The sequence below is a fragment of the Mesorhizobium sp. SP-1A genome (assembly GCF_032460275.1).
Taxonomy (GTDB): domain Bacteria; phylum Pseudomonadota; class Alphaproteobacteria; order Rhizobiales; family Rhizobiaceae; genus Mesorhizobium.
Window position 1 is genome coordinate 63,133 of sequence record NZ_JAVXZD010000004.1, and the last position, 21,526, is coordinate 84,658.

Genomic DNA, 21,526 nt, shown 5'->3' on the forward strand with positions numbered 1-21,526 from the left:
CATTTCGCTGGCATCGCTGACCCGCTGAACTAGAGTGGGGCGATGGGGCAGGCGATTCGAATCATCGGCATCGATCCGGGGCTGCGGCGCACCGGCTGGGGCGTCGTGGAAAGCCTCGGCAATTCGCTGCGCTTCGTGGCCGCCGGGACCGTGCGCTCCGACGACAAGGCGCCGCTGGCGGCAAGGCTGTGTCAGCTGCACGACGGCCTGAGCGGCATATTGCACCGCGAAGCCCCGCACGAGGCGGCGGTGGAACAGACCTTCGTCAACAAGGACGCCACCGCGACGCTCAAGCTCGGGCAGGCGCGCGGCGTCGCCATGCTGGTGCCGGCCCTTGCCGGGCTCGTGGTGGCGGAATATGCGCCGAACGCGGTCAAGAAGACGGTGATCGGCGTCGGCCATGGCGACAAGAAGCAGATCCACATGATGGTGAAGGTGCTGTTGCCCAAGGCCGCGTTCGATACGGACGACGCCGCCGATGCGCTCGCCATCGCCATCTGCCACGCCCATCACCGCCAGAGCGCGGCCTATCGCATGAGCGTGCCGGCATGACGGGGGAGCGCGCGATGGCGGGGACGGGGCGATGATCGGCAAGCTCAAGGGGACGGTCGACGAGATCGAGGAAGACCACTGCGTGGTCGACGTGCATGGCGTCGGCTACGTCGCCTTCTGCTCGGCGCGCACGCTGGCCGCATTGCCGTCCCGGGGCGAGGCGGTGGTGCTGTTCATCGAGACCTATGTGCGCGAGGACATGATCCGGCTCTACGGCTTCCAGTCCGCGCTGGAGCGCGAATGGTTCCGCATGCTGATGAACAATGTGCAGGGCGTCGGCGCCAAGGTGGCGCTGGCGGTCCTGTCCACGCTTTCGCCGGCCGATCTCGCCAACGCCATCGCCTTGCGCGACATCGCCATGGTTTCGCGCGCGCCGGGGGTCGGCAAGAAGGTGGCCGAGCGCATCGTCACGGAACTGAAGAACAAGGCTCCGGCCTATGCCGGCGAGGCGACGGGCACGATCGGGCTGAAACAGGAAATCGGCGAAGGCGTGGCCGCGGCGCCCGTTGCCGACGCCGTCTCGGCGCTGACCAATCTCGGCTATTCGCGCGACATCGCCGCCAATGCGGTGGCGGCGGCGCTGAAGGCGGCCGGCGAGGGGGCGGATTCGGCCAAGCTCATCCGCTTCGGACTGAAGGAACTGGCGCGGTGAGCCGCTTGCCCATGTGCCACTCGCATGGCAAGAGGGCCGTATGAGCCTTTCTCCCCGCCTCATCTCCTCGGAAAAGCGCGGCGAGGACGCGGACCAGACGCTCCGCCCGCAGACGCTGGAGGACTTCGTCGGCCAGGCGGCGGCGCGCGCCAATCTGAAGGTCTTCATCGAGGCGGCGAAGGGACGTGCGGAAGCGCTCGACCATGTGCTGTTCGTCGGTCCGCCCGGGCTCGGCAAGACGACGCTCGCCCAGATCATGGCGCGCGAGATGGGTGTCAACTTCCGCTCCACCTCCGGCCCGGTCATCGCGAAGGCTGGCGATCTCGCCGCCCTGCTCACCAATCTGGAAGACCGCGATGTGCTGTTCATCGACGAGATCCACCGGCTGAACCCGGCCGTGGAGGAAATCCTCTATCCGGCGATGGAGGATTTCCAGCTCGACCTTATCATCGGCGAGGGTCCGGCGGCGCGCTCGGTCAAGATCGACCTCGCCCGCTTCACGCTGGTCGCCGCCACGACCCGCCTCGGCCTCATCACCAATCCGCTGCGCGACCGCTTCGGCATCCCCGTGCGGCTGAACTTCTACACCGTCGAGGAACTGGAGCTGATCGTGCGGCGCGGGGCGCGCATCCTGGGAATGCCGCTCGGCGACGACGGCGCTGTGGAAATCGCGCGGCGGGCACGCGGCACGCCGCGCATCGCCGGCCGGCTTCTGCGGCGGGTGCGGGATTTCGCTTCCGTCGCCGGCGCCGAACTGGTGACGCGCAAGGTCGCCGACGAGGCGCTGTCGCGGCTGGAAGTGGATGCGCTGGGGCTGGATGCGCTGGACCGGCGCTATCTCAACATGATCGCCCGCAATTTCGGCGGCGGCCCCGTCGGCATCGAGACCATCGCGGCGGGACTTTCCGAGCCGCGCGACGCCATCGAGGACATCATCGAGCCCTATCTCATCCAGCAGGGCTTCATCCAGCGCACGCCGCGCGGGCGGGTGCTGACCGCCAATGCCTGGCGCCATCTGGGGCTGGAAGCGCCGAAGGATTTCGTCCAGCAGCAGATCAGCCTGTTCCAGGAAGAGAGCTGAGCCGTGGCGGACGACGGCACGACAGATCCGCTGTTGGGCGGCATTTCGGGAGCGCTTACCGATTTCGGCCACCGGCTGATGGCGCGCGTCTACTATGCCGACACCGATTTTTCCGGCGTGGTCTATCACGCCCGCTATCTCGAGTTCCTCGAGCGCGGGCGCTCGGATTTCCTGCGGCTGGCCGGCGTTCATCACACCGAGCTTGCCGAGGGCATCCATGGCGAGCGCATCGTGTGGGTGGTGCGGCGCATGGAGATCGATTTCCGCGCGCCGGCGCGCATCGACGACATCCTTACCATCGATACCCGCACCGAAAGCATTTCGGGCGCCCGCATCGTCATGGCCCAGCAGATCAGGCGGGCAGATGAGGTGCTGATCGACGCCAGGGTGGAAGCGGCCATCATCGGCGAGGGCGGCCGCCCCCGGCGCTTCCCGAAGGACTGGATCGCGGCCTTCATGCCGAGAGCCTGAAGCTCTTTTTCGGCCGGCCTGTCTGCGTGCGCGCAATTTTCAGCGCGTGAAATGCGCTGCGATACGGCGCGATTCCGGCCCTAACGGATCCTTAACCATAACGGTTCATGAAAAGAACGGTGAGAATTGGAGGAATCCGAGTGCCTTCGTTTCACCAACATTTGCCCTAAGAAAGGCCGCGAAAGGCGCATTTGGGGCATTTCCGGAAGCTTTGCAACGGATAACCAAGGGATGCGCAGGGGCTAGCCGCAAGCCACGCCCGGATTCTTTAAGGAACGAATGATGGAAAATATCGCACTCGCCGAACCGGGCGCGCATTTGTCGATTTGGGCCCTGTTCATGCAGGCAAGCTGGGTCGTCAAGCTGGTCATGCTCGGTCTGCTCGCCGCCTCGATCTGGACCTGGGCGATCATCGTGGACAAGCTGGTTTCCTATGCGCGCATGCGCGTGGCGCTGAACCGCTTCGAACAGGTGTTCTGGTCGGGTCAGTCGCTGGAGGAGCTCTACCGCACCCTGGCCGATCGAAAGACGACCGGCATGGGCGCAATCTTCGTGGCGGCGATGCGCGAGTGGAAAAAGAGCTTCGAGAAGGGTGCCAAGTCGCCGCTCGGCCTGCAGACCCGCATCGACAAGGCGATGGACCTTGCGTTGACGCGCGAGATGGAGCGGCTGGAAGGCCGTCTCGGCTTCCTCGCCACCACCGGTTCGGCCGCGCCCTTCATCGGCCTGTTCGGCACGGTGGTCGGCATCATGACTTCGTTCCAGGCGATTGCGGCGTCGAAGAACACCAACCTGTCGGTCGTGGCGCCGGGCATCGCCGAGGCGCTGCTGGCGACCGCCATCGGCCTGCTGGCGGCCATTCCCGCCGTCATCGCCTACAACAAGCTGTCATCGGATGCGAACAAGCTGGGGGTCAAGATGGAGGGCTTCGCCGACGAGTTCTCCGCCATACTCTCGCGCCAAATCGATGAAAAAGTCATGCAGAAGGCAGCCTGAGGTCAGATCATGGGAATGTCCGTAAGCGCAGGCGGCTCCGGCCGGGGCGGGCGCGGCCACAGGCGGCGCAGCCGCCACCATGGCCTGATGTCCGAAATCAACGTCACCCCGATGGTCGACGTCATGCTGGTGCTGCTCATCATCTTCATGGTGGCGGCGCCGCTTCTGACCGTGGGCGTGCCGATCGACCTGCCGGAAACGCAGGCCAAGGCGATGAACTCCGACACCCAGCCGATCACCGTCTCGGTGAACCAGGAGGGCAAGATCTATCTCCAGGAAACCGAGATCCCCATCGACGACGTCGTGTCCAAGCTCGAGGCCATCTCCAAGACCGGCTATGACGAGCGCATCTACGTGCGCGGCGACAAGCAGGCCGACTACGGCACCGTCATGAAGGTGATGGCCCGCATCTCGGCGGCCGGGTACAAGAATCTCGGCCTCGTCACGTTGCAGGAACAGGATCAGTAATCTTGCGCGCCGGCCTCACCACATCGGTGATCATGCATGCGGCGCTGCTCGCCTTCGGCCTGTTTTCGCTCAGCGCGCCGGCGGCGTTCGAGGTGACCGACGTGGAGGCGCTGCCGGTCGACATCGTGCCGCTGGAATCGATCACGCAGATCCAGCAGGGCGACAAGAAGGCGACCATGCGCGACAAGCCGGCCCCGACGCCGACCCAGCGCCCGGACGTCGTGGCCGACGCGCAGAACGTCGGCGACAACAGCGTCGACACCGACAAGCCGCCGACGCCGGAAGCCAAGCCCGTTCCCGTGCAGGCGAACAATTCGCCGCCGCCTTCGCCCAAGCCTGCTGACCTGACGAAGCCGGAGGATGCACCCAAGCCGAAGGAAGAGCCGAAGCCGACGCCCGCCACCGAGGTGACGCCGGTTCCGCAGCCAAAGGAAGAGGTCAAGCCCGATCCGGTCAAGCAGCCCGACCCGAAGCCGGAGCCGGTGAAGAAGCCGGAGCCCGCGCCGAAGCCGCCGGAGCAGAAGACCGCGGCGGAGCCGCAGCTTTCCACGCCCGATCCGATCGCCGACACGATAGCCGCCGACAAGCCGAGCGAAGCCGTCGCCCTGCCGAACGCGGCGCCCGCGCCGGAGACCAAGCCGCAGCCGAAGCCCGCACAGGCCGAGACGGCCAAGGCGCCCGAGCGGAAGGACGCCGAAAAGCCGGTGAAGCAGGCTTCCTCGCGGCCGAAGTCGGACGAGAAATCCTTCAACGCGGACGAGATCGCCGCGCTGCTCGACAAGCGCAAGCCTTCCGGCGGCGGCGCCAAGCGCTCCACCCAGCAGGCCTCGCTCGGCGGCGAGAAAACCACCGGCGGCAACAAGCTGTCGCAGAACGAGATGGATGCGCTGCGCCAGAAGCTGGGCGGCTGCTGGAACATCCCGGCAGGCGTGGACGACGCCGAGACCCTGAAGGTTTCGGTGCGCTTCCGGCTCGACCGCTCCGGCGCGCTGGAGGGTCGCCCGGAGATCATTAAGGGCGGCGCGGCGTCGGGACCGGGCCGGACTGCGGCCGAATCGGCGGTGCGCGCGGTGCAGAAGTGCGCTCCCTTCAACCTGCCATCCGACAAATACGATACCTGGGCGGAAGTCGTGGTCAATTTCGACCCGAGCGACATGTTCTGATCCATCCGCTGCAAGATCCACGAGGCTGAACGCATGAAGAAACTGCTCCCCACGCTCATGATGATCGGCGCGCTTGTCACCGGCATGAGCGCGATGGCCACGCTGCCGGCACACGCGCTGGTGGAGATCGACGTCAACAAGGGCAATATCGAGCCGCTGCCGATCGCCATCACCGATTTCCTGGCCGGCGACCAGCTCGGCGCGGAGATTTCCGGCATCGTGACGGCCGACCTGAAGCGTTCGGGCCTGTTCGCGCCCATCGACAAGAGCGCCTTCATCGAGAAGATCTCCAACCCCGACGCCGCTCCCCGCTTCGACGACTGGAAGGTGATCAACGCGCAGGCGCTCGTCACCGGCCGGGTCAGCAAGGAAGCGGACGGGCGCATCCGCGCCGAGTACCGGCTGTGGGACACTTTCGCCGGCCAGCAGCTCGCGGGCGAGCAGTTCTTCGCCAACAACGCCAATGTGCGCCGCATCGGCCACATCATCGCCGACGCCATCTACGAGCGCCTGACCGGCGAGAAGGGCTATTTCGATACGCGGGTGGTGTTCGTGGACGAGGCGGGCGCCAAGAACGCCCGCAAGAAGCGGCTGGCCATCATGGACCAGGACGGCTTCAACGTGCGCTACCTGTCCAACGGCTCGGCGATCGTGATGACGCCGCGCTTCTCGCCCAACCGGCAGGAAATCACCTACATGTCCTATGAGAGCGGCCAGCCGAGGGTCTACCTGCTCCAGATCGAGACCGGCCAGCGCGAGCTTGTCGGCAACTTCCCGGGCATGACGTTCGCGCCGCGCTTCTCGCCTGACGGCCAGCGGGTGATCATGAGCCTGCTGCGCGAGGACGGCAATTCCAACATCTTCTCCATGGACCTGCGCAGCCGCCAGACCACGCGGCTGACCGATTCCACGGCGATCGACACCTCGCCTTCCTATTCGCCGGACGGCTCGCAGATCGTCTTCACCTCGGACCGCGGCGGCGGCAGCGGGCGTTCCCAGATCTATGTCATGGGCGCGGACGGCTCCAACCCGCGCCGCATCTCCTTCGGCGACGGCGTCTACTCGACGCCGGTGTGGTCGCCGCGCGGCGACCTCATCGCCTTCACCAAGCAATCGGGCGGCCAGTTCCAGATCGGCGTGATGAAGACCGACGGCTCGGGCGAGCGTATCCTGTCCACCGGCTTCCAGCAGGAAGGGCCGACCTGGGCGCCGAACGGCCGCGTGCTGATGTTCTTCCGCGAGGCGCCGGGCGCCGGCGGTCCCAAGCTCTATTCCGTCGACCTGACCGGGCGAAACGAACAGGCGGTGCCGACCAAGGGCTATGCGTCCGACCCGGCATGGTCGCCTTTGCTGGATTGATTTGCCGGCGCATTGCGCGCAGGCCTGGACCAGTGGAAAGCGGGGCCGAAAGGCCCCCTTTTTCATGAGGTGGTCGCGTTTTGGCCGTATTTGCGCCTACGGTGCCCGCGCAGCCAGGGGCATTTGCGGCAGGGTGGAATCATCTTGCGGTGGCACGGATGCGGCCGGGCGAGCAGTAGGGCATGTTCTTTTCCGAAGATTGGTTTCCGCGTTTCGGGAGCATGTTTTGAGGCGTGGGCGCGGCGCGGACGGCTGCCGCAACGGAATTTTAACCGTGTTTGTTGAATGCGGATTAACCCAAACGTGGTTACTGACGGATCAACGAATTCACTCGAATTGCGAAGGAGAGGCGGCATGCGCCGTATCGCAGCACTTACCAGGAATCCGGCCATGATCGCGCTGGTCGCCGCGCTGGCGATCGCAGGCTGCGCATCGAAGAAGACCCCCAACAGCGCCGCCGATCTCGGCCTCGGCGGAGCGGGCGGCTCGGCCACCCCGGGTTCGGCCCAGGACTTCACCGTCAATATCGGCGACCGCATCTTCTTCGACACCGACTCCTCGTCGATCCGCGCCGACGCCCAGCAGACGCTGGCACGCCAGGCGCAATGGCTGAACAGGTATCGTCAGTACAACATCGTCGTGGAGGGCCATGCCGACGAGCGCGGCACCCGCGAATACAACCTGGCGCTGGGCGCCCGGCGCGCCGCCGCAACGCGCGACTACCTGATTTCGAAGGGCGTCGCCGGCGGCCGCCTGAAGACCATTTCCTACGGCAAGGAGCGTCCGGTCGCCGTCTGCGACGACATCTCGTGCTGGTCGCAGAACCGCCGCGCCGTCACCACGCTCTCGGGCGCCGGGTCCTGACCGGCAGCCGGTCGGCACAAATGCAACACCATCGTGGGAAAGGCGGCCGGACGGCCGCCTTTTTCGCGCATATCAGCGTGAAACAAAATTTGGCCGAAGTCTCGCGTCCTGTTAAGACGCAGATGCCCGGACCGGCGCACGCCCTGCGCTGCGGACGGTGCGCGGGCGGCACAAGTGATATCGATGGCGAGAGACCAATGCATTTCAGATCCATCCTGAGCGGTACGCTAGCCGTTCTGCTGGCCGCCAGCATGGCGGCGCCGGCCTTCAGCGCCGGTAACGGCCAGCAGGGCGACGGCGGCTTTTCCCTCCATTTGCCGAAAATCGGCCTGCCGGGGGTTTTCGGCAGCAAGGCAACCGATGACACGACGGCGGCGCCGGTGCGCGTGGCGCAGTCTGCGGACGGCTCGTCGGCCGGCCTGCAAGACCAGATCCGCAGCCTCAACGGCAAGATCGAGGAACTGAACTTCCAGGTCCTGCAGATGCAGGAGCAGATCCGCAAGACGCAGGAAGACAACGAGTTCCGTTTCCAGCAGCTCGAACAGGGCGGGGGCTCCGGCGGCGGCTCGCAGAAGAAGTCCGACGCATCCGGCAGCGGCAACGATCGGTCGGTGGCGCAAGCCCCGGCCGGCGCCTCGCAGGCTAATGGTGCGAGCCAGTCGCCGGCCGCTTCCGCCGCACCCTCCGGGGGGGCGGCTTCGTCCGCCGACGAGCAGTCGATCGGCGACATCATCGTCGATTCCGGCAATGGCGAACCCGGCAAGCTGATCCACGGAGCTCCGCCGAAGAGCCTTGGCGCGATCACGGTCGACAAGAACGGCAACGTGATAAGCGCCGACCCTTCGTCGCAGGCCGCGGCTCCCGCAACGTCGGGCAAGAGCGGGCAAGACTCGCAGGTGGCGGCGTTGCCGGCGACCGGCAATGCCGAGGAGCTTTACCGCAACTCCTACCAGTTCATCCTGTCTGGCGACTACAGCACCGCCGAGAAGGGCTTCCGCGACCACATCGCCCGCTTCCCCAAGGACCCGAAGGCGGCCGACGCGCATTACTGGCTGGGTGAATCGCTGCTCGGGCAGCAGAAATATCGTGACGCCGCCGAAGTGTTCCTTGCGGCCTCGAAGGACTATTCCAAGGCCAAGAAGGCTCCCGACATGCTGCTGAAGCTCGGCATTTCGCTGGTTGCCCTGCATCAGCGCGACGTTGCCTGCGCCACCTTCAGCGAGATCGGCAAGCGCTATCCCGACGCCTCGTCCGCGCTCAAGGAGCGCGTAAAGCAGGAACGGTCGCTGGCGGCGTGCTGACGCTCCACACCATTTCCGGTCCGGCCCCGGACCTTTTCCGACAGATCGATCTTTCCGGCGGCATCGTCGCGGGCGTCTCCGGCGGCAGCGATTCCACCGCGCTGTTTCTGCTCCTCAAGCGCTATCTCGACCAGGCCTTTCCGAAAGCCCCGCTTTTGGCGGTGACGGTGGACCATGCCCTGCGGCGCGAGTCGGCGGCCGAGGCGAAGGACGTTGCCCGCTTCTGCGCGGATCGCGGCATCGCCCACCGCGCCATGGTCTGGAACGGCGAGAAGCCGGCGCGGGGCTTGCCTGCCGCCGCCCGCCAGGCGCGCTACCGCCTGCTGGCACAGGCGGCTGCCGATGCCGGGATCGCCATGGTCGCCACCGGCCACACCGCCGACGACCAGGCCGAGACGGTGCTGATGCGCTCGCTCAGGGACGGCGGCGGCTACGGGATGGCCGGCATGGCGCCGGCCACGCTCTACGATCACAGGGTCTGGATCCTGCGGCCGCTGCTCGGCCTGCGGCGCAGCGAACTTCGCGACTTCCTGCGGGCCGAAGGCGCGGACTGGCTGGAGGACCCGACCAATGCCGACGAAAGCTACGAACGACCGCGGACCCGCGCCGCGCTGCGCTCGGACGATGCGCGGTTCGGCGAGATCCTGGCACGGGCCGGCGAGGCTGCGCGGATCCGAACGGATCTCGGCCGAAGGGCAGCCGAGCTGATCCGGGCCCACGCCGGTCTTCCCGTACAAGGGCTGGTGCGGCTCGCCCGGGATTTCATTGTGACTCCGGACCGCCCGGCAGCGGTCCATGCCCTCCGCATCCTGCTGGCGACCGTCGGCGGTGTGGCCTACCTGCCCGACGCCGCCCGCACGCAGGCGCTTTTCGCCCGCATCGCCAAGGCGCCGCAAGGCGCGCCGCTTCGCGCCACATTGTCGCGGACGGTGATCGACGCGCGCCGCGGCGCAATCTTCCTTCACCGGGAACTGCGCGGCCTGCCGCCCGCGCAAAAGGTATCTTCCGGGTCGGTCTGGGACGGCCGGCGGCGGATCACTTTCGGCGACGAAACCGGCGGCTTGGTGATCGGGCCGCGCGGCATGGAGCCTGTGGCAGGTGTTCCGGCGCAACCCGCCGATGTGCCGCAAAGCCTTGCGCGCCGTGCGCTGGCCGCGGAGCCTGTAGTCCTCAAGGCTGGGCTGGATCGCAAGACCCGCACTGAAAACGCTGCGGGATTCCAGATACGGCCGGTCGCCGCGCCGTTCGCGCATTTCCTGTCCTGGTTCGACCTGGCGCCCGCACGCGCCGTATCGGCGCTGATCGGCGCGGGCGCCGTCCCGGAATTGCCATGGGCCGGAAAAGGTGCATTCCCGCCCGCCGAAAGCTTAACCGAAACGCGCGGTTATGCTTGGCAACGACAGGCGCTCTCCCTATGTTAGGGCCAAGCCTTTCCTCGACCTGCGCACGCCCGAAGGCGGCGCCAACGGAACGATAAATGAATCCGAACTATCGCAATCTCGCGCTGTGGGCCGTTATAGCTGTCCTGCTCATCGCGTTATTCAACCTGTTCCAGACGCCGCAGACGCGCGGGGCCTCGACGGACATCCCCTATTCGCAGTTCCTGCAGGATGTCGCGTCCGGCCGCGTCAAGGCGGTGACGATCGCGGGAGACCGCATCAGCGGCAATTATTCCGACAGTTCCAGCGGCTTCCAGACCTATTCGCCCGGCGACCCGACGCTGGTGTCGCGCCTCGAGGAGAAGAACGTCGTCATCAACGCGCGGCCCGAGACGGACGGCTCCAACACGCTGTTCGGCTATCTGATTTCCTGGCTGCCGATGATCCTGATCCTCGGCGTGTGGATCTTCTTCATGCGCCAGATGCAGTCGGGCTCCGGCCGGGCCATGGGGTTCGGCAAGTCCAAGGCCAAGCTGCTGACGGAAGCGCATGGCCGCGTCACCTTCCAGGACGTCGCCGGCGTGGACGAGGCCAAGCAGGACCTCGAGGAGATCGTGGAGTTCCTGCGCGATCCGCAGAAGTTCCAGCGGCTCGGCGGCAAGATCCCGCGCGGCGTGCTGCTCGTCGGCCCTCCCGGCACCGGCAAGACGCTGCTCGCGCGCTCGGTCGCGGGCGAGGCGAACGTGCCGTTCTTCACCATTTCCGGTTCGGACTTCGTCGAGATGTTCGTGGGCGTCGGCGCCAGCCGCGTGCGCGACATGTTCGACCAGGCCAAGAAGAACGCACCCTGCATCATCTTCATCGACGAGATCGACGCGGTCGGCCGCCATCGCGGCGCCGGCCTGGGCGGCGGCAATGACGAGCGTGAGCAGACGCTGAACCAGTTGCTGGTCGAGATGGACGGCTTCGAGTCCAACGAGTCCATCATCCTGATTGCCGCCACCAACCGGCCCGACGTGCTCGACCCGGCGCTGCTGCGTCCCGGCCGCTTCGACCGTCAGGTGGTGGTGCCGAATCCGGATATCGTCGGCCGCGAGAAGATCCTCAAGGTGCATGTGCGCAACGTGCCGCTGGCGCCGAACGTCGATCTCAAGACGGTCGCGCGCGGCACGCCGGGCTTTTCCGGCGCGGACCTGATGAACCTCGTCAACGAGGCGGCCCTGATGGCGGCGCGGCGCAACAAGCGCCTGGTCACCATGGCCGAGTTCGAGGACGCCAAGGACAAGATCATGATGGGCGCGGAGCGCCGCTCGTCCGCCATGACGCAGGCTGAGAAGGAACTGACCGCCTATCACGAGTCTGGCCATGCCATCCTGGCGCTCAACGTGCCCTCGGCCGACCCGCTGCACAAGGCCACCATCATCCCGCGCGGGCGCGCGCTCGGCATGGTCATGCAGTTGCCGGAAGGCGACCGCTATTCGATGAGCTACAAATACATGATCTCGCGGCTCGCTATCATGATGGGCGGGCGTGTCGCTGAGGAGTTCAAGTTCGGCAAGGAGAACATCACCTCCGGCGCCTCCTCCGACATCGAGCAGGCGACGAAGCTGGCGCGCGCCATGGTGACGCGCTGGGGCTTCTCCGACAAGCTCGGGCATGTGGCTTACGGCGACAATCAGGAAGAGGTCTTCCTCGGCCATTCGGTGGCGCGTCAGCAGAACGTTTCGGAAGAAACGGCGCAGATCATCGACGCGGAAGTCCGCCGCCTGATCGACGAGGCCTATTCCACCGCCAGGTCGGTGCTGACCAAGAAGAAGAAGGACTGGATCGCGCTGGCCGAAGGTCTCCTGGAATACGAGACGCTGTCCGGCGACGAGATCAAGCAGCTTCTGGCCGGCAACAAGCCGGCGCGCGATCTGGGCGACGACACGCCGCCGTCCCGCGGCTCGGCCGTGCCGAAGGCCGGCAGCAGCGGCCGCCGCAAGAAGAAGGGCGGCGAGGAGCCCGACGCCGGCATGGAGCCGCAGCCGTCGAGCTGAGCAGAACGTCTCCGGAAAGATCGAACACCGCGGCTTGCCGCGGTGTTTTCGTTTGGGGGCATGTTTTCTGCACTGGTGGCTGGACGGGGATGGCCGCCAGATACCGGGAACGAACATGAAGCGTGCGCAGCGGTCAATGCTGAGGACATCAGGCTGCGGACCGTGGCTGCGGACACTGAGTTGGGGACACTGGGCTGCGGACACTGGGCTGCGGAAGACACGGGGCGAATGCCTGCGATGCCGTTATGAACGCCCGGCCGTCCGGCCTCCGGCGTGGGTGCGATCGACTGCTGGGCTCAAGAGGAGAGGGAGAGCGCCCGTGCTCCGATCCTGGCGCGACTTTTCCATAAGCCTGCAAGACGAGGCTGAAGGCCAAATCCCGCTTCCTGTTCTTCACGGCCGCCAGGACCTGGACGGCCCAAAGAAAAACCCGCGAGGGAAGCCTCGCGGGTTCGATGGTTTGCGAAAAGAATGTTTCGCGCGGATCAGCCCTTCAGGCGGGCGTTGCAGAGGCTGTAGAAGCCGCCGCCCTTCTGGATCCACTTCAGGCCGCCGAGGCTGTTGGAATCCTTGTTGGCATAGTACTGGTCGAGGCAGGTGTGCATGCGGGCCTTGCCGGGCGTTTCGCTGCTGTATTTCTGCGAAATCGCGGTGGGGAACTTCACGCTACCCGGCGCCTTGGTGGTCGGCGCCTTGGGCTCGCCCTTGTAGGTGGCCTCGTCGGCACTCGGCACAGTTTCGTCGTCCGAGGCACCGGCGCCGCACTGCGCCTTGCGGAAGTCGTTCCACTTCATGCCTCCCAGCGTACCGGCACTCTTGGCGGCCTGATACTTGCTGCTGCACTCGGCCATGGTGAGGCCCTTGCCGTCGCCGCTGTCGCTGGCGGCTTTGGACGTCTTGGCGGGCTTCATGGTGTTCGTTGCGGCACTGGCGCCCGCGCCGCACTCGGCCTTGCGGAAATCGTTCCACTTCATGCCATTGAGCGTGCCGGCGCTCTTGGCGGCCTGGTACTTGGCGGAGCATTCCGACATGCTGAGGCCGGCGCCCGAGGAGTCGGAAGCGGCAGACTTCTTCGTCTTGGTCGTGCCGGCGTCGTCGGAGGCCGCCGTCTTGGCCTTCTTTGCCGGCTTGGCGGTGCTGTCCTGCGTTGCCGCGCCGTCGTCGGTTCCGCACTCGGCCTTGCGGAACTGGTTCCAGGTCTGGCCGTTCAGCGAACCGGCCGCTTTGGCGGCCTGATATTTGGTGGAACAGTCCGCCATGGTCAGCGCGCTGGCCGGCGAGGCCAGAAACAGCGTGACGACGGCAAGGCCCGTCAGTGAGGCAAGTCGATCAATGCGCATGGGTCTCTCCGTTTTCGCCCAAGAACCGTCCCTTCCGCAGAAATAGCGCTCAACGATCGGTTGCGCCAGTGGGGAGCTGGATGATAACCGTTGCGCGCTCCCCCGCGAGAATTGCCACCATTGCGTCGCATTTTTGGCAGGGGAACGGATTTCTAAGGTTTCGTAACATAAGATCATACATTGTGATGACTGGACGTCGGACAGTTATGGCATTACGGGCCAACAAGCTTCCGACAAGGATGGGCAGTATATGTCAGGACGTTATTTCGGGACGGACGGTATTCGAGGGCGCGCCAACAAATTCCCGATGACTGCCGAGATCGCGATGAAGGTGGGAATGGCCGCGGGTCTTTCCTTCCAGCGCGGCGCCCATCGTCATCGGGTCGTGCTCGGCAAGGATACCCGCCTGTCCGGCTACATGATCGAGAACGCGCTGGTTGCCGGGCTGTGCGCCGCCGGCATGGACGTGTTCCTGCTCGGCCCGATCCCCACGCCGGCAGTCGCCATGCTGGTGCGTTCGCTGCGGGCCGATATCGGCGTGATGATCTCCGCCTCGCACAATCCATATTACGACAACGGCATCAAGCTGTTCGGCCCGGACGGCTACAAGCTTTCCGACGAGATCGAGCAGCGCATCGAATCGATGCTGGACGAAGACATCGAGATGGCGCTGGCCGATTCCGACGGGCTCGGCCGGGCCAAGCGCGTCGATGGCGTGCATGACCGCTACATCGAGTTCGCCAAGCGCACGCTGCCGCGCTCCATGTCGCTGTCGGGACTGCGCATCGTGGTGGATTGCGCCAACGGCGCCGCCTACAAGGTCGCGCCCGCAGCGCTTTGGGAACTCGGTGCCGAGGTCGTCGCCATCAATGTCGAGCCCAACGGCTTCAACATCAACAAGGAATGCGGCTCGACCCATCCCGGCGAGTTGCAGAAGAAGGTGCACGAGGTGCGGGCCGACATCGGCATCGCGCTCGACGGCGACGCCGACCGCGTGGTGATCGTCGATGAGAACGGCACCGTGGTCGACGGCGACCAGATCATGGCGATGATCGCGGAATCCTGGCACCAGAGCGGCCATCTGGCCGGCGGCGGCGTCGTCTCCACGGTGATGTCCAATCTCGGGCTGGAGCGATTCCTGAACGGCATGAACCTGCAACTGCATCGCACCAAGGTCGGCGACCGCTATGTGGTGGAACACATGCGTGCGCACGGGCTGAATGTCGGCGGCGAGCAGTCCGGCCACATCGTGCTGTCCAATTTCTCCACCACCGGCGACGGGCTGGTTTCGGCCTTGCAGGTGCTGGCCTGCATCAAGCGGCAGAACAAGCCGGTCAGCGAGTTGTCGCGCAAGTTCGAGCCGGTGCCGCAGGTGCTGAAGAACGTGCGCATCTCCGGCGGCCAGCCGCTCGAGGCGGCTCCGGTCAAGGAAGCCATCGAGGAGGCCCGCAACCGTCTCGGCAAGAGCGGCCGCCTCGTGATCCGGCCTTCCGGCACCGAGCCGCTGATCCGCGTCATGGCCGAAGGCGACGATCCCAAGCTGGTCGAGACGGTGGTGGACGATATCGTCGGAGCGATTTCCGAGACCCGCACCGCCGCCTGAGCGCGAAACGCCAGTCCCGGCTGCCGGCAGTAGTCCAGGGTCGCCGCCCTTTCTCGCTTCCAGGTCGGTGCTAAGCCGGCGTAACTGCCCTGCAAGAGCGCTTGCAGGGCCTGGTGATGGACCGTCAGTCCACCGGCTTGATGTCGCCCAGCCGGATGAAGCCGAGCGACGCCTTGCCCTTGACGATCCTGAGCGGCATCGTCGGCTTGTTGCCGAGCAAGGCGAGGGCGGCGAAGCCCTGCCGGATCTGGTCCGCCTTCTCGGGGATGGCCCCGGCCAGCACCTCCGCCACCGCCTTGGGGTTCTGCAGGGCGATCGTCAGGTCGGCGTCGATCAGGCCGTCGGCACCGACCGAGACGGGGCCCGAAACCGAAACCCGCGCCTCGCCCGAGGACAGTTCGAGATTGGCGATCTGCGCGGCCTGTCCCCTCAGGGTTTTCGGCACCGCCGCAAGCAGGACGACGCCGTTCTTCAAGGTCGCCGCGCCGCTTCCGTTCAAGGGTGGCACCGTGCGGCCGCCGATGGCCTGGGGATCGATCTCAAGGTCCGAGAAGCGGCCGGCATAGTCGAGGTCCTGCCCCTGGGGGCGCAGTTCGGCCGTGGCGTTGCCGACGCTGAACAATTGCACCGGATCGCTGTCGTCGGCCGGGTCGGTCTGGCCCGAAAGCCCTTCGGCGTCGAGCGTAACGCCGCGCGGCAACGGCCAGGAGAGCGAGGCTTCGGCGTTCAGCCTGTCCCAGTCGATCCACAGCGGCGCCATGCCCGGCGCCGTCATGCGCAACGGGCCGCCGATCTCGGCCGTGGACAGCCATGGCCGGGGCAGGCCCGCCACCGCGTTCAGCTTGCCGGCGGAAGCGGCGACGCTGTGGGCGTCGTCCTCATAGGCCATGCTGTCGCAACTCACGTTGAAGCGCAGCGGATAGCCGCTCACCTGCATGTTGGCGCAGGCCGCCTGGATGCCCTTGGTGTTCAGGGCCAGAACAGCGTTGTCGGCTTCGTTGCGGACGCGTTCGGCGAGCCAGAACCAGCCCGCGCTGTAAAGGCCAAACAGCAGCAGGACCAGCAAGACAAGCCACCACAGGCTGCGGCGGGGTTTCGGCTGGCGCTCGTCACTTGACGTCATGCTGCGGCTCTCGCTACGCGTGGGAGGTTCCGGAATGGCGCCGGCAATGGCAGCCAGCACCGGAAAGGGACAGGGAAGGCCGGCGGGGCGCGCCCCTACGGCCCATACAGGCTTCGCATATGGGCGATTTTTGGGTTTTTGGCTATGGTTCGCTGATCTGGCGGCCGGGTTTTGCGCATGTCGAGACGCAGCGGGCGCGGCTGTTCGGCTATCGCCGCTCGCTCTGCGTCTATTCCTTCGTGCATCGCGGCACGCGCGAGCGGCCGGGCCTGGTGCTCGGCCTCGACCGCGGCGGCTCGTGCGTCGGGCTCGCCTTCCGTGTGCCGGGAGAGTTGCGGGAGGAGATCGTCGGCTATCTGCGTGAACGCGAGCTGGTGACGCATGTCTATCTTGAGCGGATGCTCGACGTGCGGCTGGCCAGCGGCGAAAGCGTGCCCGCCGTCGCCTACGTCGTGGATCGGCGCCATGAGCAATATGCCGGCGCGCTGGGCGAGGCGGACGCCGCCGCCGTGGTGGCGGGTTCCGCCGGGCAGTCGGGCCGTAACGAGGACTATCTCTTCAATACCATAGAGCATCTGGAAGCGCTCGGCATCCGCGACCGCTGGCTGGAGGGCGTTGCGCGACGTGTCGGCGGGCATGGCAAAGAAGAGGAAGCAAAAGCGCTGTCAAGCCTTTGATATGGGAATCACGGAGCCTAGGTTAGGGGCGAATCGACGTTCATGCAGCGCCTCGTTTCATGAATGCCGATCGGTCCCGGACCGGAAGCGTCCCGCTTCGCCAAGCATTGGAGACTAGCCTTGCAAACACGCCGCCTTGGTTCCACCGCCCTCGAAATCGCGCCGCTCGTCCTGGGTGGCAATGTCTTCGGCTGGACGGCGGACGAGAAGACCTCGTTCGATCTGCTCGACCGCTTCGTGGACGCCGGCTTCAATGCCATCGACACGGCGGATGCCTATTCGCGCTGGGCGCCCGGCAACAAGGGCGGCGAATCGGAAACCATCATCGGGAAATGGATGAAGGCGCGCGGCAACCGCGACAAGGTGATCGTCATCACCAAAGTTGGCTCAGATATGGGGCAGGGGAAGAAGGACCTTTCCGCGGCCTATATCGAGAAGGCGGCCGAGGCCTCGCTGAAACGTCTCCAGACGGACGCCATCGACCTCTATCTGTCGCACTGGCCGGACCCGACCGTGCCCTATGAGGAAACGCTCGGCGCCTATCAGAAGCTGATCGCGGCAGGCAAGGTGCGCCATATCGGTGCCTGCAATCTCGACGCCAGCCAGTTGCGCGCCGCGCTCGATGTCGCCAGGCTGCGCGACCTGCCGCGCTACGAGGTGCTGCAGCCGGAATACAATCTCTACGACCGCTCCTCCTTCGAGGGGCCGCTGCGGGACCTGTGCATGGCCGAGGGACTGGGCGTCATCAGCTACTACGCTTTGGCCAAGGGCTTCCTTTCCGGCAAATACCGCGGCATCGGCGATCTCGGCAAAAGCGTGCGCGGCGAGGGCGTCAAAGCCTATCTCAACCCGCGCGGCATGCGCATCCTGGCGGCTCTGGACGGCATCGCAGCACGGCACGCCGCCGCGCAGGCGGAGGTGGCCCTGGCCTGGATCATGGCGCGTCCGGGCATCACCGCGCCGATCGCCAGCGCCACGAGCCTCGAGCAGATGAATAGCCTGGTCAGGGCGGCTTCGCTGAAGCTCAGCCAGGCCGATATCGCCGAACTGGACAAGGCCGGCGCCTGAGCGGCCGGCGGTAGCGGATCAGTCCGCGGTTTCGGCCTTCAATTCGGCCAGCCGCTTCACCGCCGTGGGCGGCAGCGGCGGCGGGTTGGATGCCTGCGCCGCCTCGACCAGCAGCCGGTCGCATGCGGTCTCCGTCTCGCCGACCAGGCGTCGCATGAATTCCTCCTTGTCGAGCCCGGGCGGGATCGGCGCGAGGAAGCGGGCGCGTATGGTGCCGGGAAAGCGCAGGAACTTGCGGCGCGGCCAATAGAGGCCCGCCTGATGCGCGACGGGCACCACCGGCACGTTGAGCTGCTTGTAGAGTTCCACGATGCCGTATTTGTAGGCCGGTTCCGCGCCGGGCGGCCGGCGCGTGCCTTCGGGATAGATGATGAGCTGGCGCGGATTGCGCGCCAGTTCCTGCCGGGTGGCCGCGACCACGGTGCGCAGCGCCTTGGAGCGGCTGCCGCGATCCACCGGGATCATGCGCATCTTCAGGACGTACCAGCCGAAGAAGGGGATCCAGGTCAGTTCCCGCTTCAATATGTAGAGCGGATCCTTCAGATAGGGAAAAAAGGCGATGGTGTCCCACAGCGACTGGTGTTTCGGCGCCAGGATGAAGGAGCCTTCGGGCAGGTTCTCCTGGCCTGTTATCTCGCTGCGGGTGCCGGCAATCTTGTCGTAGAGCCACAGGCTGCTGCGCGACCAGAATTTCGGCACCAGCCAGGCCCGGTGCCGTGGCGACAGGAAATAATAGGGGGCCCACAGGATCATCTGGACGACCAGGCTGGCGTAGAAGGCCAGGTTGAACGCCAGCGAACGGATATAGAGCATGCGCGAAGGCCCGGGAGGACGGCGAAGGAACGAGTGCGCTGGTTACACCAAAGCCGGATCAAAAGGAAAGCCGGACGATACGATACCGGCGCGCTTTGATGGTTCTAGCGCCGCAATATGGGGATTTCAGCCAGTGCGATGCCGCCCGGCGTCGGTTTCACCGGTACGACGCCGCGCGCCAGCGCCAGCAGGTATTTGTTGTATTCGGTGAACATCACGCGCAACGCCTCTGGCTTGGTCAGCCAGCTTCCGTCGCCGAGATCGGCGTTGACGACCGGGTACGGCTCCAACCGCGCGCCATGCAGCAGCCGGCCCATTTCCAGCAGGCTGCGGGGCATATGATAGTTGTTGGTGACGAGAATGACGCTGCCATAGGCGTGGTTTTCCACCCATTTGGCGCTTTCCTCGGCATTGCCGATCGTGTCCAGGGCGGCCCGGTCGATGTCCACGCAGCAGGAGAACAGCCGCTTGTCGCCGCCGGTGGCCACCTGGATCTGGCGGCGGGTCGCCGACGGGTGCACGCCGCTGATCAGGAGCCGCTCGCCCTTGCCCGACGCCAGCAGGCCGAGCGCCGCGTCCAGGCGCGACTGGCCGCCGGTCAGCACGATGATGGCGTCTGCCTTGGCCGGGTCGGCCGGGGTGCGCAGATGGCTGACATGGCTGGCGAACCAGCCGAAACCGCCGACGAAGGCCGCGATCGCGATCGAAAGGACAGCGGCGACAAGGCGCAGGATCGACCAGCGGCGCGGCTTGCGACCGTCAAAGGCGGCGATACCCGTTACGACGGGCGCCGATTCGATGGAGTCAGGGCCCTTCATCACCATACCGTTAACCCTGAATTGCGTCGTTTGATAGATGGCAGATCGGTCGAGGCGGCCGAAACCTCCGGTCGATCGTCCCGCCCAGGCTCGCCTCAGCCATCGGTCTGCCGTACTTCAATGTCGCTCAGATAGGCGATCACGGTGGCGTGCGAGGTCGCGGCCGTCAGCGCGCCGATCACCAGCACCATGAGCGCGACGCCGAGATAGCCGGCCCAGCCGATGGAGAAGGTTCCGAACAGGGCTGCCGCCTGATCCGCCTGCGGGGTCGCCATGTTGCGGCCGGCCCACCACGAGAAGGCGATGAAGACCAGGATGGCGGCGGCGCCGCCGCCGCCGGCGCCCTTCATGCCCGTGACGAGGAACTGGCGGCGGAATTCGCGGGCTATGAAGCGCGCCTCGGCGCCGACGAAATGCAGCACCTCGATGATGTGGCCGTTGCCGGCCATGGCGCCGCGCGTGGCGAAGACGACGGTCAGAACCGTTGCCGACAGCATCAGCGCCAGCACGGCGATGCCGGCGGTCACCGTGGTGTGGGCCATGGCGACCAGCCGGTCCACCCAGGTCCGGTGGTCGTCAAGCGAGGCGGTGGGCAGCTTTGCAGCGATCGCCGTGCGCAGGGCAGCGAAATCGGGCGGATTGTTCTCATCGATGGTGACGACGACGAGGCGCGGGACCGGCAGTTGGTCGATGTCGAGGCCGCTCCCCAGCCACGGCTCGAGAAGCCGCGCCGTCGCCTCGCGGTCGACGATCTTGGTGCCTTTCACGCCGGCGAAGCCGGAGGCGATCTCGGCGGCGCTGGCGAGCGAGGCTTCCATGTCCAGCCCGTCGGCCGGCTTTATCTGGATCGTCGCCTCGCGCGATATCTGGTTTTCCCAGACCGAGGCGGTGTCGCGCACCAGCGTCACGGCGCCGAATGTCAGGCAGGACAGGAAGGTCATGATGGCGATGACGCAGACCAGCGCGCGGCCGGCGATGTTCTGCGCCGGCACGATCGGCGTCATCCTGCGCAAGGCGCGCGGCTGCGCGGCGGCTGCCTCCGTCCGGTCCGTCCTGTCATGGCCGGCGACGGTGCCGGGAGCGGGCATCTCAGTCATAGATGTCCAGCCTTCCGCCGGACAGGATTAGGCGGCGCGCGTCCACCTGGTCCATGAGGCCGAGATCGTGCGTGGCGATGACGACGGCGGTGCCCAGCCGGTTCAATTCGATGAACAGGCGCAGCAGGCGCCGCGCGAGCTGCGGGTCGACATTGCCGGTCGGCTCGTCGGCGAGCAGGATTTCCGGCTGCTCGATCAGCGCGCGGGCGATCGCGGCGCGCTGCTTCTCGCCGCCGGAAAGGACCGGCGGCAGAACATGCATGCGCTCGCCAAGGCCAACCCATTTCAGCAGTTCGGTCACGTCGGTGCGGTAGCTGGCCTCCTCGCGGCCGCGCACGCGCAGCGGCAGGGCGACGTTCTCGTAGGTGGTCATATGATCGAGCAGGCGGAAATCCTGGAACACCACGCCGATGCGGCGGCGCAGCAGCGGCAGTTCGCGGCGCGAGATCAGCGAGCGGTCCTTGCCGAAGACGGTGACCAGCCCGCGCGTCGGCTTCAGCGACAGGAAGAGCAGACGCAACAGCGTCGTCTTGCCGGCGCCGGACGGCCCGCTGAGGAACTGGAAGGAGCGCTCCGGGATCTGCAGGGTGATATCGCGAAGGATTTCAGGTCCCATGCCATAGCGAAGACCGACATTTTCGAAGCGGATCACGTTCGACGAC

At 66.2% G+C, this 21,526-nt stretch carries 21 protein-coding genes; 15 read left to right on the forward strand and 6 right to left on the reverse strand.

Going from position 1 to position 21,526, the window contains the following annotated elements; genetic code table 11:
* Positions 1 to 42: 42 nt before the first annotated feature.
* The 12 genes from ruvC (at position 43) to ftsH (ending at position 12,325) form a co-directional block, all read left to right on the forward strand.
* Positions 43 to 552 carry a crossover junction endodeoxyribonuclease RuvC gene (gene ruvC, locus QU595_RS18575; RefSeq protein ID WP_315924647.1) on the forward strand — a complete coding sequence of 170 codons (510 nt, stop codon included), beginning with the start codon at positions 43 to 45 and terminating at the stop codon, positions 550 to 552.
* 31 nt (positions 553 to 583) lie between these two features.
* Positions 584 to 1,204 (forward strand): Holliday junction branch migration protein RuvA, encoded by a 621-nt coding sequence (gene ruvA / locus QU595_RS18580; RefSeq protein WP_315924649.1) that lies wholly within the window; start codon positions 584 to 586, stop codon positions 1,202 to 1,204.
* Positions 1,205 to 1,244: 40 nt separating this feature from the next.
* The gene (gene ruvB, locus QU595_RS18585) at positions 1,245 to 2,285 is read left to right on the forward strand and encodes a Holliday junction branch migration DNA helicase RuvB (RefSeq protein ID WP_315924651.1); all 1,041 of its coding nucleotides are present in this window, start codon (positions 1,245 to 1,247) and stop codon (positions 2,283 to 2,285) included.
* A gap of 3 nt (positions 2,286 to 2,288) precedes the next feature.
* Positions 2,289 to 2,756, forward strand: coding sequence for a tol-pal system-associated acyl-CoA thioesterase (ybgC, locus tag QU595_RS18590; RefSeq protein WP_315924652.1), 468 nt, complete (start codon positions 2,289 to 2,291; stop codon positions 2,754 to 2,756).
* 282 nt (positions 2,757 to 3,038) lie between these two features.
* Positions 3,039 to 3,752, forward strand: coding sequence for a protein TolQ (tolQ, locus tag QU595_RS18595; RefSeq protein WP_315924653.1), 714 nt, complete (start codon positions 3,039 to 3,041; stop codon positions 3,750 to 3,752).
* A gap of 9 nt (positions 3,753 to 3,761) precedes the next feature.
* Positions 3,762 to 4,220: a protein TolR gene (gene tolR, locus QU595_RS18600; RefSeq protein ID WP_315924655.1), complete on the forward strand. Its 459-nt coding sequence runs from the start codon at positions 3,762 to 3,764 to the stop codon at positions 4,218 to 4,220.
* Positions 4,221 to 4,222: 2 nt separating this feature from the next.
* Positions 4,223 to 5,383: a hypothetical protein gene (locus QU595_RS18605; RefSeq protein WP_315924657.1), complete on the forward strand. Its 1,161-nt coding sequence runs from the start codon at positions 4,223 to 4,225 to the stop codon at positions 5,381 to 5,383.
* Between the two features lie 57 nt (positions 5,384 to 5,440).
* A complete protein-coding gene (tolB, locus tag QU595_RS18610; RefSeq protein WP_410000535.1) occupies positions 5,441 to 6,742 on the forward strand; it encodes a Tol-Pal system beta propeller repeat protein TolB in 1,302 nt (433 codons plus the stop codon).
* A gap of 354 nt (positions 6,743 to 7,096) precedes the next feature.
* Positions 7,097 to 7,606: a peptidoglycan-associated lipoprotein Pal gene (pal, locus tag QU595_RS18615; RefSeq protein ID WP_315924661.1), complete on the forward strand. Its 510-nt coding sequence runs from the start codon at positions 7,097 to 7,099 to the stop codon at positions 7,604 to 7,606.
* A 197-nt stretch (positions 7,607 to 7,803) separates the two neighbouring features.
* Positions 7,804 to 8,907 (forward strand): tol-pal system protein YbgF, encoded by a 1,104-nt coding sequence (gene ybgF, locus QU595_RS18620; RefSeq protein ID WP_315924663.1) that lies wholly within the window; start codon positions 7,804 to 7,806, stop codon positions 8,905 to 8,907.
* Positions 8,901 to 10,328, forward strand: coding sequence for a tRNA lysidine(34) synthetase TilS (gene tilS, locus QU595_RS18625; protein ID WP_315924665.1), 1,428 nt, complete (start codon positions 8,901 to 8,903; stop codon positions 10,326 to 10,328). The genes ybgF and tilS overlap by 7 nt, the downstream gene beginning before the upstream one ends.
* A 56-nt stretch (positions 10,329 to 10,384) precedes the next feature.
* On the forward strand, positions 10,385 to 12,325 hold the full coding sequence (gene ftsH / locus QU595_RS18630) for an ATP-dependent zinc metalloprotease FtsH (protein WP_315924667.1): 1,941 nt from the start codon (positions 10,385 to 10,387) through the stop codon (positions 12,323 to 12,325).
* A 485-nt stretch (positions 12,326 to 12,810) separates the two neighbouring features.
* On the opposite strand, the gene QU595_RS18635 is transcribed toward ftsH, so the two are convergent.
* Positions 12,811 to 13,665, reverse strand: coding sequence for a hypothetical protein (locus QU595_RS18635; protein ID WP_315924669.1), 855 nt, complete (start codon positions 13,663 to 13,665; stop codon positions 12,811 to 12,813).
* A gap of 250 nt (positions 13,666 to 13,915) precedes the next feature.
* On the opposite strand from QU595_RS18635, the gene glmM reads away from it, so the two are divergent.
* The gene (gene glmM / locus QU595_RS18640) at positions 13,916 to 15,268 is read left to right on the forward strand and encodes a phosphoglucosamine mutase (RefSeq protein WP_315924671.1); all 1,353 of its coding nucleotides are present in this window, start codon (positions 13,916 to 13,918) and stop codon (positions 15,266 to 15,268) included.
* A 124-nt stretch (positions 15,269 to 15,392) separates the two neighbouring features.
* On the opposite strand, the gene QU595_RS18645 is transcribed toward glmM, so the two are convergent.
* Positions 15,393 to 16,391, reverse strand: a complete 999-nt coding sequence (locus tag QU595_RS18645; protein WP_315924673.1) for a DUF2125 domain-containing protein — start codon at positions 16,389 to 16,391, stop codon at positions 15,393 to 15,395.
* Positions 16,392 to 16,510: 119 nt separating this feature from the next.
* On the opposite strand from QU595_RS18645, the gene QU595_RS18650 reads away from it, so the two are divergent.
* Together QU595_RS18650 and QU595_RS18655 are read left to right on the forward strand one after the other, a co-directional pair.
* The gene (locus QU595_RS18650) at positions 16,511 to 17,068 is read left to right on the forward strand and encodes a gamma-glutamylcyclotransferase (protein WP_315924675.1); all 558 of its coding nucleotides are present in this window, start codon (positions 16,511 to 16,513) and stop codon (positions 17,066 to 17,068) included.
* Between the two features lie 120 nt (positions 17,069 to 17,188).
* Positions 17,189 to 18,136: an aldo/keto reductase gene (locus QU595_RS18655; protein WP_315924677.1), complete on the forward strand. Its 948-nt coding sequence runs from the start codon at positions 17,189 to 17,191 to the stop codon at positions 18,134 to 18,136.
* An 18-nt stretch (positions 18,137 to 18,154) separates the two neighbouring features.
* On the opposite strand, the gene QU595_RS18660 is transcribed toward QU595_RS18655, so the two are convergent.
* The 4 genes from QU595_RS18660 to ftsE all read right to left on the reverse strand — a co-directional run bounded on the left by QU595_RS18660 (position 18,155) and on the right by ftsE (position 21,516).
* On the reverse strand, positions 18,155 to 18,949 hold the full coding sequence (locus QU595_RS18660; RefSeq protein WP_315924679.1) for a 1-acyl-sn-glycerol-3-phosphate acyltransferase: 795 nt from the start codon (positions 18,947 to 18,949) through the stop codon (positions 18,155 to 18,157).
* A gap of 104 nt (positions 18,950 to 19,053) precedes the next feature.
* Positions 19,054 to 19,773 (reverse strand): YdcF family protein, encoded by a 720-nt coding sequence (locus QU595_RS18665; protein ID WP_410000526.1) that lies wholly within the window; start codon positions 19,771 to 19,773, stop codon positions 19,054 to 19,056.
* An 89-nt stretch (positions 19,774 to 19,862) separates the two neighbouring features.
* A complete protein-coding gene (locus QU595_RS18670) occupies positions 19,863 to 20,864 on the reverse strand; it encodes a cell division protein FtsX (RefSeq protein ID WP_410000527.1) in 1,002 nt (333 codons plus the stop codon).
* Positions 20,857 to 21,516, reverse strand: a complete 660-nt coding sequence (gene ftsE / locus QU595_RS18675; RefSeq protein ID WP_315924681.1) for a cell division ATP-binding protein FtsE — start codon at positions 21,514 to 21,516, stop codon at positions 20,857 to 20,859. The genes QU595_RS18670 and ftsE overlap by 8 nt, the downstream gene beginning before the upstream one ends.
* Between the last annotated feature and the right edge of the window lie 10 nt (positions 21,517 to 21,526).